Source organism: Kordiimonas lipolytica (assembly GCF_001550065.1).
On the sequence record NZ_LRUB01000007.1, the window covers coordinates 105,331 to 119,244 of the forward strand.

The window sequence follows — 13,914 nt, forward strand, 5'->3', positions numbered from 1 at the left end:
GTATGTACGAAAGTTTTTACAATTTGCAGGGGCGTCCGTTTCAGCTGACGCCGGATCCTCGCTTTTATTTCAGTTCGCGCACTCATAAGAAGGCGATGGCTTACCTCACCTATGGTTTGAACCAGGGGGAAGGCTTCATTATCGTGACCGGTGACATTGGTACCGGTAAAACTACACTTGTGCGGCACCTCTTTGAGACGTTGGACCGTAACGAGTTTATCGCGGCAATGATCGTAAGCACCCAACTGAGCGCCGAGGACCTTTTGCGTAGCGTTGTGGCAGCGTTCGGCCTGGATGCTCAGGCGGAAGACAAAGGCCAACTGCTGGCAAGGCTAGAAAAGTATCTGCGGGAACAGTTCCAGATGGGGCGCCGTGCGCTTCTAGTGGTTGACGAGGCGCAGAATCTGTCCAACGCAGCACTGGAAGAGATGCGTATGCTTTCAAACTTCCAGGAAGGTGACAAGGCTCTGCTCCAGAGCTTTCTGGTTGGTCAGCCGGAATTTCGCGAACGTATCTTCTCTGCCCCTGAACTGGAGCAGCTCCGACAGCGTGTGATCGCGACCCACCATCTTGAGCCGATGGAAGAGGAAGAGCTCGCAGGCTATATCGAGCACCGGCTTCGCCTGGTCGGTTGGGACAATGACCCTTGCTTCACGGCTGATGCAGTTGAGGCCATTTATCAACACAGTGCTGGTGTGCCCCGGCGCCTGAACACCCTTTGTTCGCGGATCCTGCTTTATGGTGCGCTTGAAGAAATTCACACCGTAGATGCTGAAACGGTAGACGCTGTAATTGCTGATATGGCCAGCGATACAAGGCAGGTTACGCCGACATCTTCAGCTATTCATCGGCCCGCTACTGCGCCCGTCAATCTGCAGAATGATCCTTCAGTCCCGCTTGAGAGATCGGGGGGCAGTGGTGCCAAAGAGTCTTCTTCCGGAAAGTCCGCAGAAAAGGACAAAGAGAAGGAAGAGATGCAGGACCGTATCAACCAGCTCGAGAATATGATGAAGTCGCAGGACGAAACCCTGAAGCAACTGACCAGCCTCATGGCTCAGTTGGCTGGTGGCGGTGAAAAGGATGACAAGTAAGGCTACATCTGTCCTTACGTCGATTGAGCCAGTGGCGACCGGCATCAAATTTGGTGACCGGTCTGCTTTTACCGTTGATGTTGAAGAATGGTTCCAGGTTGGTGCGTTTGAGAATACGCTGCACCGTGACGAATGGCATGGCCTTGAAAGTCGCGTGGAACACCAAACCCACAATGTCTTAAAACTTCTTGATGCCCACGGCGTAAAGGGAACCTTCTTTTGTCTGGGGTGGGTGGTGGAACGCCATCCTTTGCTTATTACCGCCATCCACGAAGCTGGACACGAAGTGGCGTGCCACGGCCGAGACCACAAGCGCCTTTTTACCATGACGCGTGACCAGTTTCTTGAGGACGTAGCTGGGGCCAAGGCCCAGCTTGAAGATGCGACAGGCGCGCCAGTGACTGGATATCGAGCCCCCAGCTTTTCGCTGACGCCGGATGTATGGTGGGCCTATGAATGCCTGGAAGAACTTGGCTTTCGCTATAGCTCGAGCCTCTATCCAGTCCATCATGATCATTATGGTATGCCGGAGGCGCCGCGGCGGCCGTTCTGGCCTGTTGGCAAGGGCCGAATTCTGGAAGTGCCGATGAGCGTCTATCATCTTGGCCGGGCATGGCCTGCGTCAGGGGGCGGCTATTTCCGCCTGCTACCGTATTTCCTAGGCAAAGGGCTTTTCAGCGGCAGTGCCGGCCAAACCGGCCTGCCAGGTGTCTTTTATATGCATCCCTGGGAAATGGACCCTGATCAGCCCTATGTTGCAGATGCGCCGCTCTTGTCACGGTTCAGGCACTATACGAACCAAAGCCGCATGGCCAGAAAGGTGGGGCGCTTCTGTGACAGCCGTCCGTGGGGGCGCATGGATGAAATTTTTGGTGTTGCCTTCACGGAAGAGGGCAAGGCTGGCAGCCAATGACAGTCCGCGTTAGACAACTTGATACTGCAGCGGTTGCGCCATGGGACGAATTCGTTGAAGCGCACCCTGATGGAACCTTTTGTCACCGCGCTGGCTGGAAACAGGTCATTGAAGACGGGGCAGGGCACGAAAGCCCATTCCTTATCGCAGAGCAGGACGGGGCGATTGTCGGCGTATTGCCACTTACGCTTAGGCTTAGTCTATTGTTCGGCAAACTGGCAACATCGACCATGTTTGGTGTTTATGGTGGCCCGCTGGCGGTCAATGACGAAGCATATCAGGCGCTGGACGAGGCGGCCTGGAAGCTCGCGCGTGACGCCGGATGCGATACGCTTGAATATCGTACACTGCGTGCGCGCCACCAAGGTGAGCCCGACTGGCAGACGGCAAGCGGAAAAGCCGCAACCTTTATCAAGGACATCGTGCCCGGCGACGAGCAGGAAATGCTCCTGCAGATTCCGCGCAAACAACGGGCCGTTGTCCGGAAATCACTTAAGCATGGCCTTGTAAGTGATTGGAGTTCAGTTGTTTCTGAGTTTTATGATCTCTATGCCTATTCAGTTCATGGCCTCGGCACGCCTGTATTTCCGAAGGCACTATTTCAGGCATTCAAGGCGGTGTTTGGTGACGATGTGCTGATTCAGATCATCCGTGATGGAGATGGTTTAGGCGTAGCAAGCCTGATGAGCTTCCGCACCAAAGATACCATATTGCCTTTTTACGCCGGAAGCAGTGCGCATGCACGCGGCCTGGCAGCACATGATTTCATGTATTTTGACCTGATGAAGAAAGCCGTCGCGGACGGTCATGCAAAGTTCGATTTTGGTCGTAGCAAAGTGGGAACGGGGCCATATAATTTCAAGAAAAACTGGGGTTTTGAGCCCACACCGCTTGAATATGAATACCGTCTGGCTCCTGGTGCAAGCATCCCCAATATGTCGCCGCAAAACCGCAAGTTCAGCCTTCTGATTGCTGCCTGGAAGCGTCTGCCCCTCGGTTTGGCAAACTTGATTGGTCCGCCGGTGGCAAGGCATCTGGGGTAGCGCATATGGCACGAATACTTTTCCTCGCGCACCGTATTCCTTATCCGCCTAATAAAGGCGACAAGATCAGGTCATGGCATTTTCTTGAGCATTTGCTTGAAAAGCATGAGGTGCATCTGGCCTTTTATGTGGATCAGCCCAGGGACCTGGTGCACATAGACTTTCTTCACACTAAGGTCAAAAGTCTTTGCTACCACTATGTCAGCCGATTATCGCAGTTTGCGGGCGCGGCCCTTGGGCTGTTAACCGCGCGGCCCATGACACTTGCGGCCTATCCGAAGCGTAAGTTGAAGGCCTATGTGGACGACCTGTTTGCCAGGGACGAGATCGACCTTGTTTTCCTGTTTTCAGGCGCGGTCGCACCGCTGATTGCCGATAAGCCAGAAAGGGTGCCGGTGATTGCCGACCTTGTGGACGTGGACAGTGACAAGTGGGCCGCTTATGCCGCGCAGCATAGCTTCCCAATGTCCTGGGTTTACGCCAGGGAAGCCCGCTTGTTGTTCCGCTTCGAAGCGTCAGTCGCGGAGGCTGCGTCAGCGACCACTTTTGTAAGTGAGGCCGAGGCCGCTTTGTTCCGCAGCAAACTTCCGACCACAAGCAGGGCGCGGGTCTGTCATATCAACAACGGGGTGGACCTGAAGGCTTTCGATCCAAAGCGCTTCCAGGATACTGCAGTGGCACCGCAAACTGTCATCTTCACAGGCGCGATGGACTATCAGCCCAATGTTGAAGCAGTGGAGTGGTTTGTCACCAATGTCTGGCCATCTGTGTGCAGGTCGGTGCCGGAGGCCCGGTTCCTGATTGCAGGCGCGCCGGTCCATCCAAGGGTTCAGGCTTTGGCCGAAAACTCGAACGTGTCGGTGCTTGGTTTTGTGGATGACATGGCCGAAACCATCGCCGGGACAGGCATTGTCGTCGCGCCGCTTCTGACTGCGCGCGGCGTGCAAAACAAGGTGCTGGAGGGCATGGCCATGGGGAAAGCCGTTGTAGCAACCCCTGCGGCCAAGGAAGGTATCGAAGCGGAAGAGGGCAAGCATCTGCTGGTGGCGGATGGAGCAGATGGGTTAGGCAGTGCAATCATCAGTCTTTTGTGCAATCCAGACGATGCAGCCAGACTTGGAGCTTTTGCCCGCGTCCATATGGAAACTCATTATGGCTGGTCCAGGACACTTGCCGAGCTCGACGTGCTTATTGCCGAGGTTTGCCAGAAGGACGTTGGCTGATGGCGGCAGAGGTACGCAAAAACCTTGCTGTTCTTGGGGCAGGACTGCTCCTTCTGGTTGTTGCCTGGTTTGACACCCTTCGCCATCTGGCTACATTGGTCTGGACGGTTGATATTTTCAGTCACGGCATCTGGGTGCCTCTTGTCAGTCTGTGGCTGATCTGGCGGGAACGAAGCAGACTGGACAAAGTGCCCGTAAGCTTCTGGTGGCCGGGTGCCGTAGGGCTGATGTTTGTTGCTAGCCTTTGGCTGCTGGGCGGAGCCGCGGAAGCAAAGATAGTGCAGCATTTAGCTTTCGTCGGAGCTATTCAGTTTCTTGTGCTTGCAACATTGGGGCCGCAACTCTACCGGGGCATCCTTTTCCCAATGCTGTTTTTGTTTGCCATAGTTCCATTTGGCAGTGCACTGGTGGCGCCGCTGCAGGTATTTACGGCAAAGATTGTTATCTGGGCCTTAAAGCTTACAGGGATAGGGCATCAGGCTGATGGCGTATTGATCCAGCTGTCGTCCGGTATCTTTGAGGTTGCAGCGGCCTGCGCAGGCGTGAAGTTTCTGTTTTCAAGCCTTATCACTGGCATTTTATTGTGTCGGTTGGCATTCAAAAGTTGGCGACGGCGTGTCCTGATGCTGGTGGCGTCCATTATCGTGCCCATTATTGCCAATGCTGTGAGGGTTTATGGCACCTTGCTGATCGCCGAGGCTACGGACAGTTCTTTTGCCAAGGATGTTGATCATATCGTCTATGGCTGGGGGTTCCTGAGCGCGGTACTGATTATTCTGATCGCGGCAGCTTACCGGTTTTCCGATTTGAATGATGAGATTGAAAGAGCGGACACGCGGATCGAGGCGCGGGGTGAGAGCGAACAGTCAGAACTGTTCGGGCTGATTGCCGTTGTACTGAGCCTGCTCGCAGTACTGTCGTCCGGACTTTGGCTGCCTGCCGGAGGACAGGCTAAACTTTCCTGCTTGCCGGATATGCAGGTTGTTAGCTGCGAAGACTGCGGCGTCCGACAATTGGCTGTGGGTCATCAGCCGAATTGGATTGACATACCGAAAGCTGATGTCTCATCGCCTTGGCTGTACCGGCTGGAGGCTGACACGGTATTTGGTGTCTCGGCGTTTTTTTTGCCTGACAGGGCTGGGCACCGGCTGGCATCGCCGGTGGCTGTAACCTTCGAAAAGGGCTGGAGCCTCTTTTACGGACAGGGCCTTAGCAGCCAGGCAATTGGTCGTGCTGTTTTTGAGGAAACGGCTCTGTATGGCGATGGTCGAAAACGTCTTGTCTGGCGCACTTATTATGTTGGTGGCCGTTTTTATGGCTCGGCCCTCAAGGCGAAATTAGCTCTTGCTTTACAGCGGTTGCAGGGGAGGCCTGTGATAGGGCAAATGCTTGTAGCCGCGACAGAATTCCCATCGACACCAGAGCATGCGAGGGCTATCCTATCCAAGTTTTTCAGCACTTTGACGCCCGAACGCTTCCTGTTCAGCGTTGATCCGACTGGTCGGGAAAAGACTTTATGTGTGGCATCACCGGAATAATCACGACGGCTCAGACCCGCATCGACCAGGCAGGGGTTCGCCGAATGACGGAGAGCATCCTTCACAGGGGCCCCGATGACAATGGCTATTTTTGGGGCAATCAGGTTGCTTTTGGCCATTGCAGGCTTTCGATCATCGATGCTGCGGGCGGCCGTCAGCCCATGCTCAGCGCAGATGAGGGCGTGGTCCTGACCTACAATGGTGAAATCTATAACTTCCAGTTCCTGCGAAGGGAACTGGAGGGCTTGGGCCACAGCTTTAAGACAGAATGCGATACGGAAGTCTTGTTGGTTGCCTATCTGGAGTGGGGCGCTGACTGTGTTCACCGGCTTCGAGGCATGTTTGCCTTCGCCATTTGGGACAACCGCAAGGGTGAACTGTTCCTGGCGCGCGACCGCCTTGGCATCAAGCCGCTTTATTACGCTAGCCTGCCAGATGGTACCTTCCTGTTTGCCTCTGAACTGAAGGCGTTGTTGCAGTATCCGGGGCTGAACCGCCGACTGCGTCTGGATGCCCTAGAGGATTATCTGGCGCTTGGCTATGTGCCGGACCCCAAATCGATTCTGGTTGGTGTGGAAAAGCTTCCTCCCGCGCACTGCCTGAGGCTGTCCAAAAATACTGGGAAGTTTGAGCTTTATCGCTACTGGCAGCTGGATATGGTTACCCCACCGGTCGTTCATGAAGAGTCCGAAGAGCTGCTGGAACGCCTGGAAGAGGCCGTGAAGCTGCGGATGATCGCAGATGTACCTTTGGGCGCTTTCCTGTCTGGCGGTATCGATTCAAGCGTCGTTGTTGGCCTGATGAGCCGGAATAATGACAAGCCGGTTGAGACTTGCTCAGTAGGGTCGGATGTCCCGGAATTCGACGAAAGCGGATATGCCCAGATGGTGGCGGACCATTTTGGCGCCCACCACCGTATGCGATTGATATCAGCCCATGACGCGAGCCTGATCGATGTCATGGCTGATGTTTATGATGAGCCGTTTGCCGATATGTCTGCCCTACCGACCTACCGGGTCTGCGCCCTGGCGCGGGAAACCGTGAAGGTGGCGCTATCAGGGGACGGCGGAGATGAGCTTTTTGGCGGTTACAGGCGGTACCGTTTCCACATGCTGGAGGAACAGTTTCGCAGCGCAATTCCTCAAATGATCAGAAGTGCCATATTTGGCCCTCTCTCCAGGGTTTACCCAAAGATGGACTGGGCACCGCAGTTTATGCGCGCCAAATCCACCTTGGAAGGACTGGCGCGTAATTCAGCACAGGCATACTTCCAGTCCGTTGCCAAAACACCGGACAGGGACCGGTCAAGGTTGCAGTCTGATCGGATGAAGAAGCAATTGAACGGGTATCATCCCCAGGAACGCTTTGAGGAACTGGCGGATCAGATCAAGGGCGCGCATCCGCTCTCGGTTGTGCAATATATCGATATCAACACCTATTTGCCGGGCGATATCCTGACCAAGGTAGACAGGGCAAGCATGGCGCATTCTCTTGAAGTGCGCGTGCCGCTTCTGGATCACAAGTTCTTTGAATGGGGCATGCGACTTGGGCCGGAAAGCAGGATTGTCGACGGTGAAGGAAAGGCGGCCTTCAAAAGGGCCGCCCGCGGCTTCATCCCGAACGAGATTATCGATCGCCCCAAAAAGGGGTTCAATATCCCAGCCGGTCAGTGGATGCGTGAAGAGCTGGCGCCAATGCTGGAGGGACTTTGTGAAAGCGAGGTGCTTCTGGATACCGGCCTGATATCGCGTTCCGGGCTCAGGGCAATGGTGGGTGAGCATCTGGCATCGAAGAGAGACCATCACGCTTCATTGTGGTGTATCCTGATGCTGGATCGCACTTTGGCCAAGCTGGATGCCAGCCCGGCCTGAAACTGAAGCGCGTCAGTTATAGTTGTCGAGGGAATATCCCGCTGAGCGGACAGTGCGGATATAATCCGGGGCATCGTCCACATTGATGGCCTTGCGCAGGCGGCGGATATGAACATCAACCGTGCGTGGCTCAACATACACATCATGACCCCAGACGCTATCGAGCAGCTGTTCGCGACTGAATACGCGGCGCGGATTTTCCATAAAGTGGCGCAATAGGCGATATTCGGTTGGGCCAAGCTGGATCGGCTTGCCGCCACGCGTTACGCGGTGAGACACGCTGTCGAGCTTGATATCCTCGAACGCCAACTCGTGGCCTGCCAGGGCAGGGCGAAGGCGTCGCAGCACAGCCTGGATACGGGCAATCAATTCCTTTGGCGAAAAAGGCTTGCAGATATAATCATCAGCGCCGGTCTCAAGACCACGGATACGGTCAGGTTCATCTGCCCGTGCCGTCAGCATGATAATTGGGATGTTCTGCGTTTCGGCATTACGGCGAAGCTGCCGGCAGATTTCCAGGCCGGAAAGGTTCGGCAGCATCCAGTCCAGTAGGATCAGGTCCGGTGCTTCTTCACTAGCGCGGTAAAGACCATCTTCACCATCAGCAACTGCATCAACTTTATAATCGGCGCGCTCGAGATTGTAGCGCACCAGTTCAGTGATGTTTTCGTCGTCTTCAATCAGTAGAATTCTTGTCTTCACAGGAGTGCCCTCCGGATTGTCCTGTTTACTATTCGTCTGTCACCAGCTCAGTGCTGGTCAGGTCATGCTTTGGGCGGCGCGCTTCTTCAAGCATGATGCCCTTGATGGTATAGAAAACCTGTTCTGCGACATTCGTTGCCTGATCACCGATCCTTTCAAGGTTTTTGGCGATCATCAGGAAATGGGTCAGCACCCCGACCTTCTCAGGCGTTTCCATCATACGAGCGAGAATATAGCGATAAGCGGAATTGTGCAGGTTATCGAGTGCCTCGTCCCGCTCCCATACTTCCATCGCCAGGTCGGGATCTCGGTGCACATAGGCATCCATAACATCCTGGATCATCTTACGGGCATCCCGAGCCATCTGGTCCAATACAGGCGGCAGGGCAACAGGGCCCATTTCGGAAATCGCAAGGGTCCGCTTGCTGATGTTTTTGGCATAGTCACCCATGCGCTCGATCAGACCAGTCATTTTCAGGCTGGATACCACTTCGCGGAGATCGTCAGCTACTGGTGCACGACGTGCGAAAACAACAATCGCGGCTTTTTCCGCTTCAATTTCCAAGCGGTCCAGCTGCTTGTCAGAATCGAGGATATGACGCGCTTTAGTAACATCGAACTCATTCAGACCTTCCATGGCGCCAACCAGTTGGTCTTCCGCCAACCCGCCCATGCGACTGACGATCGCACGCAGGTCTTTCAGTTCTTCGTCATAGGCTTTGACAGTATGTTCCGTCATCTCAATACTCCTTAGCCAAAGCGGCCAGTGATATAGTCGCGCGTCCGTTCTTGCTTCGGCGACGTAAAGATTTCTGTCGTGTCCCCGATTTCAACCAGGTCGCCCATATGAAAGAAGGCTGTCTTCTGGGAAACTCGGGCGGCTTGCTGCATGCTATGGGTTACGATTGCGATAGCATAACGGCCCTTAAGTTCATCGATTAGGGCTTCAACTTTGGCCGTGGCGATCGGGTCCAGTGCCGAACAAGGCTCATCCATCAGGATTACTTCAGGGTTTACTGCAATCGCACGGGCGATACATAAGCGCTGTTGCTGACCACCGGAAAGGGCCGTGCCTGGGCTTTCCAGCCTGTCTTTGACTTCGTTCCAAAGACCGGCTTTCTCAAGCGCTGTAGAAACGATCTCATCCAAGTCTGTGCGAGATTGTGCCAGACCATGAATACGCGGGCCGTAGGCTACGTTGTCATAGATAGACTTGGGGAACGGGTTCGGTTTCTGGAAAACCATACCCACCCGAGCGCGAAGCTGAACAACATCAATGCTGGGCGCGTATATGTTTTCACCGTCAAGCGTTATTTCACCCTCAACGCGGCAACTGGCGACCGTATCATTCATACGGTTCAGGCAGCGGAGGAAGGTGGACTTGCCGCAACCGGAAGGCCCGATCAGCGCTGTGACTTCATCCTGGTGGAGGTCCAGCGAAATTCCTTTGACAGCGTGGTTCGTGTCGTAAAATACGTGCACGTCTTTCGCCATCATTTTTGCTTTGCGTGTTTCAGTCATGGTTTCCAACTCTGAGGCCATTTTATACATCTTACCAGTGCCGCTCAAATTTCTGGCGCAGCCAGATGGCTAGGCCGTTCATTGCAATGAGGAATGTTAGCAGCACCAAGATGGCTGCGGAGGTTTTTTCGACGAAGGCGCGCTCGGGGCTGTCTGCCCAGAGGAAAATCTGTACAGGAAGCGCCGTGGCCGCGTCAGTCACGCTGCCAGGGATGTCAACGATAAAGGCGACCATCCCGATCATCAGCAGAGGTGCAGTTTCACCGAGTGCCTGAGCCATGCCAATAATGGTGCCAGTCAGGATACCTGGCATCGCCAGCGGCACCACATGGTGGAACACCACCTGCATCGGCGAAGCGCCAAGGCCGCGAGCGGCATCCCGGATCGACGGCGGCACAGCCTTGATCGACGCGCGCGATGCGATAATGATCGTTGGTAGTGTCATCAGGGCCAGCGTCAGGCCACCAACCAGAGGTGCAGACCGTGGCAGGTGCATAACACCCAGGAATACAGCAAGGCCCAAAAGACCGAACACGATGGACGGGACCGCAGCAAGGTTGTTGATGTTCACCTCGATCAGGTCTGTCAGGCGGTTCTTTGGCGCAAATTCCTCAAGATAAATGGCCGCCAGCACTCCGATCGGAAAGGCGATCAAAAGGGTAACAAGAAGGGTCAGGGCTGAGCCTACCGTGGCGCCCCAGATGCCGGCCAACTCCGGGTCACGGGAATCGCCGCTTGTGAGGAATACTGTATGGAAGTTCAGTGAAACACGACCTTCCTCTTCCAGCTTCTGGTACCAGGCCAGTTCTTTATCCTTCACCTTGCGATTGGCTTCGGGTTCAGACGCATCAATCCGTCCCTTGCGAAGCTGATCGATGTCGTCGGACGCCAGAAGGGAAACTCGCTGGGTGGTGCCTACAAGGCTTGGGTCAGCAAGAACCATGTCCCTGATCTGGCCACGTGCACCTGTGCTGACCATCCGCAGAAGATCGCGGCGGTCGCGGCGGCTTTTTACGTCGGGGAAGTGATCCCGCAGGGATGCATCGATGATGCGCAGCATATTCGCACGGCGGACATTCTCTTCAAATTCGGCTTTTGAAAGCTCGCGCGGGTTTCCAAGGACACTCTCTTCAAACGGGATGTCCAGGTCGATACTGGTTTGCACAAATCCATAGAGGCCATCGCCGGCAATCTTGCCGATCAGGGTCACCAGGAACATGGCGGCAAGGATCACGGCCGTGAAGCCGAGGCCGCGGAACCATTTTTCCTTGCGGTAGCGCCGCTTGATCCGGGCATTCATTTCTGGTGAATGCCAGTCGGTAGGTTTGATTTCTTTTGCGTTATCCGACATGTGACATCCTTAATCGTAAACTTCGCGATATTTTCTGACAATTTTCAGCGCGATGACGTTCAGAACCATGGTCGAAGCAAACAGGGCCAGGCCAAGAGCAAAGGCTGACAGGGTCTTGGCACTGTCAAATTCCTGGTCGCCTGTCAGGAGGGCCACGATCTGCACTGTTACCGTGGTTACCGCTTCGAACGGGTTGGCTGTCAGGTTCGGTTGCATACCGGCGGCCATAACCACAATCATGGTTTCACCAACCGCGCGGCTGACCGCAAGAAGGAAGGCGCCAACAATACCGGGCAGGGCTGCAGGCAACACCACCAGCTTGATGGTCTCAGATGGCGTCGCGCCAAGTGCCAAGGATCCGTCTTTTAGAGATTTGGGCACAGCTGTGATGGCGTCATCAGAAAGGGAGGAGACAAACGGAATGATCATGATACCCATGACAATACCGGCCGCCAGTGCGCTTTCGCTTGCAATGTCCAGCCCAAGCGTTATGCCGACATCTCGAAACAGTGGGGCAACTGTCAGGGCAGCGAAAAAGCCGTACACGACGGTGGGAACCCCTGCCAGGACTTCAAGCACGGGTTTGGCAACCTTGCGCATGCGCGTGCTGGCATATTGTGTCAGGTAAATGGCAGCCAGAAGGCCAATCGGCCCGGCAACCAGCATGGCAATAAAGCTGATCAGCATGGTGCCGGCAAAAAGCGGTACCGCTCCAAATGCTCCAGCGGATGCCACTTGGTCTGCCCGAAGCGCTGTCTGTGGGCTCCAGTGCAGGCCGAAGACAAACTCGGTGACCGGCACTTCCCGGAAGAAGCGCAGGCTTTCAAACAAAAGAGACGCGACAATGCCGAGCGTTGTGACAATGGCGATGACGGAACTCAGAGCCAGCGTAATCAACATGACACGTTCAAACTTGTTCCTGGCCCGGAAATCCGGTTGGGTCCGATTGCTTGCCATATACAAGCCCACAAGGCCCATTGCGATCGACAGGACGAAAGCTGCCCAAATGCCCTTGACATAGATGGCCTGGAATTTCGCGGCCGCTGCCAGAATATCAGGGTCTGTTTCCGGGGAATTTGGGTTTTCAACTGCCAACCGAATGCGGTTGAGCACCAGCGTTGCCTGATCGCCATTCTGTTCGAAGACGCGGTCAGGCAGACCAGAGAGAATCAGCCCCTCAATGATGCTGTTTCCGAAAACAACCCACATGCCAAAGGCAAAGAGGCCAGGCAGCAAAACACAGATTGCAGCGAAATAACCATAATGCCGTGGCAGGGAGTGAAGCTTGGCGGGGTCGCCGCCAGCGCCGGCAAGGGCCTTCTGGCGCACCATGGCAAATGAAACCAGGGCCAGCATAACCAGGAAAAGAAAGATTGCGGAGCTCGTCATTTTAGGGCGGCCTTACGCAGGTTTGTCGAACGTGTCGAGATTTAAAAAAAGGGGCAACAGCTAAGTGTCGCTTGTTGCCCCTTCTACACAGTATTTTGCACTAGTTAGTCAAGCACAAGATTGGTCAGGGCACTTGCGGCTTGTTCATATTTCGCGCGGTCTTCTTCAGGCAGTGGGATCAGTCCCCGATCTGCCAGATAGCCGAAGTCGCCTGCGGCTTTGTCACTGGTGAATTCCGCCAGATACTCACGGATGCCTGGAACAACGTCCACATGTGCTTTCTTAACATAGAAATAGAGCGAACGGGAGATCGGGTAAGCGCCATCTGCAATTGCCTCAAATGTTGGCTCCTGGTAAGGAGCGTCAGCTTTCGTGGCTACAGGGAAGGCCTGGATTACGTCGCCGTTCTGGTCAAGGAAGCTGAAGCCGAAGATACCAACAGCATCGTTGTTGGTTTGCAGTTTCTGAACGATCAGGTTGTCATTCTCGCCAGCTTCGATGTAAGCGCCGTCCTCACGAACACCACGGCAAAGCGCCTTATAGAGGTTCTTGTCCTCTTTTTTCAGGGCTTTCATGGCCGGGAAGGTCTTGCAACCACCCTCGATCGCCAGTTCGTTGAAGGCGTCGCGCGTACCAGAGGTTGGAGGAGGGCCCAGAACCACAATCGGTTTGTTCGGCAGGTCTGGGTTCACTTCGTGCCAATTCTTGTATGGGTTCGCAACCATGTTACCTGCGCCGCCTTCAGTGCCTTCTGCAGGGACTTGGGCTGCAAGAGCAAGATAAAGGTCGCGCAGGCTGAGTTCCATCGGAGCCGCCTCTTTGGAGGCAGCAAGCACGATGCCGTCAAAACCGATCTTAACTTCGACGATGTCGGTCACGCCGTTTTTTGCGCAAAGCTCAACTTCGCTTGCCTTGATCCGGCGCGATGCGTTGGTGATGTCAGGGTGGTTGGTACCAACACCAGAGCAGAACAGTTTAAGACCACCACCGGAACCGGTTGATTCGACGATTGGTGTCTTGAAGTTTGTGGAACGACCGAACTCTTCAGCGACAGCAGTCGCGAATGGGAAGACGGTCGAGGAACCGACAATCCGGATTTGATCCCGGGACTGTGCTTCCGCGCTTGTGGTGCTGAAAGTGGCAGCGGTAATCAAAGCGGCTGCAACAGCGAATTTTTTCATGGTAGCTCTCCATGCCACAAAAACAGGTGGCGAAATTTCTATCAAGCAAGGGATTATTGTTACTTTATATATGGTTTCCCCTGGCTCCGCG

12 protein-coding genes are annotated in these 13,914 nt (G+C 54.8%); 6 read left to right on the forward strand and 6 right to left on the reverse strand.

Going from position 1 to position 13,914, the window contains the following annotated elements; all coding sequences use genetic code 11:
* Positions 1–2 precede the first annotated feature (2 nt).
* From KORM41_RS04270 to KORM41_RS04295, 6 genes are read left to right on the forward strand one after another with little or no spacing between them, the layout of a single operon-like run.
* The gene (locus tag KORM41_RS04270) at positions 3–1,091 is read left to right on the forward strand and encodes an XrtA/PEP-CTERM system-associated ATPase (RefSeq protein ID WP_068145052.1); all 1,089 of its coding nucleotides are present in this window, start codon (positions 3–5) and stop codon (positions 1,089–1,091) included.
* Entirely contained in the window at positions 1,081–2,004 is a 924-nt protein-coding gene (locus tag KORM41_RS04275; protein ID WP_082719743.1) for an XrtA system polysaccharide deacetylase, read from the forward strand. Before KORM41_RS04270 ends, KORM41_RS04275 begins: the two co-directional genes overlap by 11 nt.
* Positions 2,001–3,047 (forward strand): FemAB family XrtA/PEP-CTERM system-associated protein, encoded by a 1,047-nt coding sequence (locus KORM41_RS04280; RefSeq protein WP_068145055.1) that lies wholly within the window; start codon positions 2,001–2,003, stop codon positions 3,045–3,047. The genes KORM41_RS04275 and KORM41_RS04280 overlap by 4 nt, the downstream gene beginning before the upstream one ends.
* A gap of 5 nt (positions 3,048–3,052) precedes the next feature.
* On the forward strand, positions 3,053–4,270 hold the full coding sequence (locus KORM41_RS22155; RefSeq protein WP_068145056.1) for a TIGR03087 family PEP-CTERM/XrtA system glycosyltransferase: 1,218 nt from the start codon (positions 3,053–3,055) through the stop codon (positions 4,268–4,270).
* Positions 4,270–5,808 carry an exosortase A gene (gene xrtA / locus KORM41_RS04290; RefSeq protein ID WP_068145059.1) on the forward strand — a complete coding sequence of 513 codons (1,539 nt, stop codon included), beginning with the start codon at positions 4,270–4,272 and terminating at the stop codon, positions 5,806–5,808. The genes KORM41_RS22155 and xrtA overlap by 1 nt, the downstream gene beginning before the upstream one ends.
* The gene (locus tag KORM41_RS04295; RefSeq protein WP_068145062.1) at positions 5,787–7,679 is read left to right on the forward strand and encodes an XrtA/PEP-CTERM system amidotransferase; all 1,893 of its coding nucleotides are present in this window, start codon (positions 5,787–5,789) and stop codon (positions 7,677–7,679) included. The genes xrtA and KORM41_RS04295 overlap by 22 nt, the downstream gene beginning before the upstream one ends.
* A gap of 12 nt (positions 7,680–7,691) precedes the next feature.
* On the opposite strand, the gene phoB is transcribed toward KORM41_RS04295, so the two are convergent.
* From phoB to KORM41_RS04325, 6 genes are all read right to left on the reverse strand, one after another.
* Entirely contained in the window at positions 7,692–8,381 is a 690-nt protein-coding gene (gene phoB, locus KORM41_RS04300) for a phosphate regulon transcriptional regulator PhoB (RefSeq protein WP_068145065.1), read from the reverse strand.
* Between the two features lie 28 nt (positions 8,382–8,409).
* Entirely contained in the window at positions 8,410–9,120 is a 711-nt protein-coding gene (gene phoU, locus KORM41_RS04305) for a phosphate signaling complex protein PhoU (RefSeq protein ID WP_068145068.1), read from the reverse strand.
* An 11-nt stretch (positions 9,121–9,131) separates the two neighbouring features.
* On the reverse strand, positions 9,132–9,902 hold the full coding sequence (pstB, locus tag KORM41_RS04310; protein WP_068145174.1) for a phosphate ABC transporter ATP-binding protein PstB: 771 nt from the start codon (positions 9,900–9,902) through the stop codon (positions 9,132–9,134).
* A gap of 31 nt (positions 9,903–9,933) precedes the next feature.
* Positions 9,934–11,253 (reverse strand): phosphate ABC transporter permease PstA, encoded by a 1,320-nt coding sequence (gene pstA / locus KORM41_RS04315; protein ID WP_068145072.1) that lies wholly within the window; start codon positions 11,251–11,253, stop codon positions 9,934–9,936.
* 9 nt (positions 11,254–11,262) lie between these two features.
* Positions 11,263–12,642, reverse strand: coding sequence for a phosphate ABC transporter permease subunit PstC (gene pstC / locus KORM41_RS04320; protein ID WP_068145074.1), 1,380 nt, complete (start codon positions 12,640–12,642; stop codon positions 11,263–11,265).
* Between the two features lie 104 nt (positions 12,643–12,746).
* Entirely contained in the window at positions 12,747–13,823 is a 1,077-nt protein-coding gene (locus KORM41_RS04325; protein ID WP_068145077.1) for a substrate-binding domain-containing protein, read from the reverse strand.
* Positions 13,824–13,914: the final 91 nt, after the last annotated feature.

What these genes read in the sequence shown, in the direction of transcription:
- KORM41_RS04270 (WP_068145052.1), top strand. Translation starts at nt 3, where the DNA reads ATGTACGAAAGTTTTTACAATTTGCAGGGGCGTCCGTTTCAGCTGACG.
- KORM41_RS04275 (WP_082719743.1), top strand. Translation starts at nt 1,081, where the DNA reads ATGACAAGTAAGGCTACATCTGTCCTTACGTCGATTGAGCCAGTGGCG.
- KORM41_RS04280 (WP_068145055.1), top strand. Translation starts at nt 2,001, where the DNA reads ATGACAGTCCGCGTTAGACAACTTGATACTGCAGCGGTTGCGCCATGG.
- KORM41_RS22155 (WP_068145056.1), top strand. Translation starts at nt 3,053, where the DNA reads ATGGCACGAATACTTTTCCTCGCGCACCGTATTCCTTATCCGCCTAAT.
- xrtA (WP_068145059.1), top strand. Translation starts at nt 4,270, where the DNA reads ATGGCGGCAGAGGTACGCAAAAACCTTGCTGTTCTTGGGGCAGGACTG.
- KORM41_RS04295 (WP_068145062.1), top strand. Translation starts at nt 5,787, where the DNA reads ATGTGTGGCATCACCGGAATAATCACGACGGCTCAGACCCGCATCGAC.
- phoU (WP_068145068.1), bottom strand. Translation starts at nt 9,120, where the DNA reads ATGACGGAACATACTGTCAAAGCCTATGACGAAGAACTGAAAGACCTG.
- pstB (WP_068145174.1), bottom strand. Translation starts at nt 9,902, where the DNA reads ATGACTGAAACACGCAAAGCAAAAATGATGGCGAAAGACGTGCACGTA.
- pstA (WP_068145072.1), bottom strand. Translation starts at nt 11,253, where the DNA reads ATGTCGGATAACGCAAAAGAAATCAAACCTACCGACTGGCATTCACCA.
- pstC (WP_068145074.1), bottom strand. Translation starts at nt 12,642, where the DNA reads ATGACGAGCTCCGCAATCTTTCTTTTCCTGGTTATGCTGGCCCTGGTT.
- KORM41_RS04325 (WP_068145077.1), bottom strand. Translation starts at nt 13,823, where the DNA reads ATGAAAAAATTCGCTGTTGCAGCCGCTTTGATTACCGCTGCCACTTTC.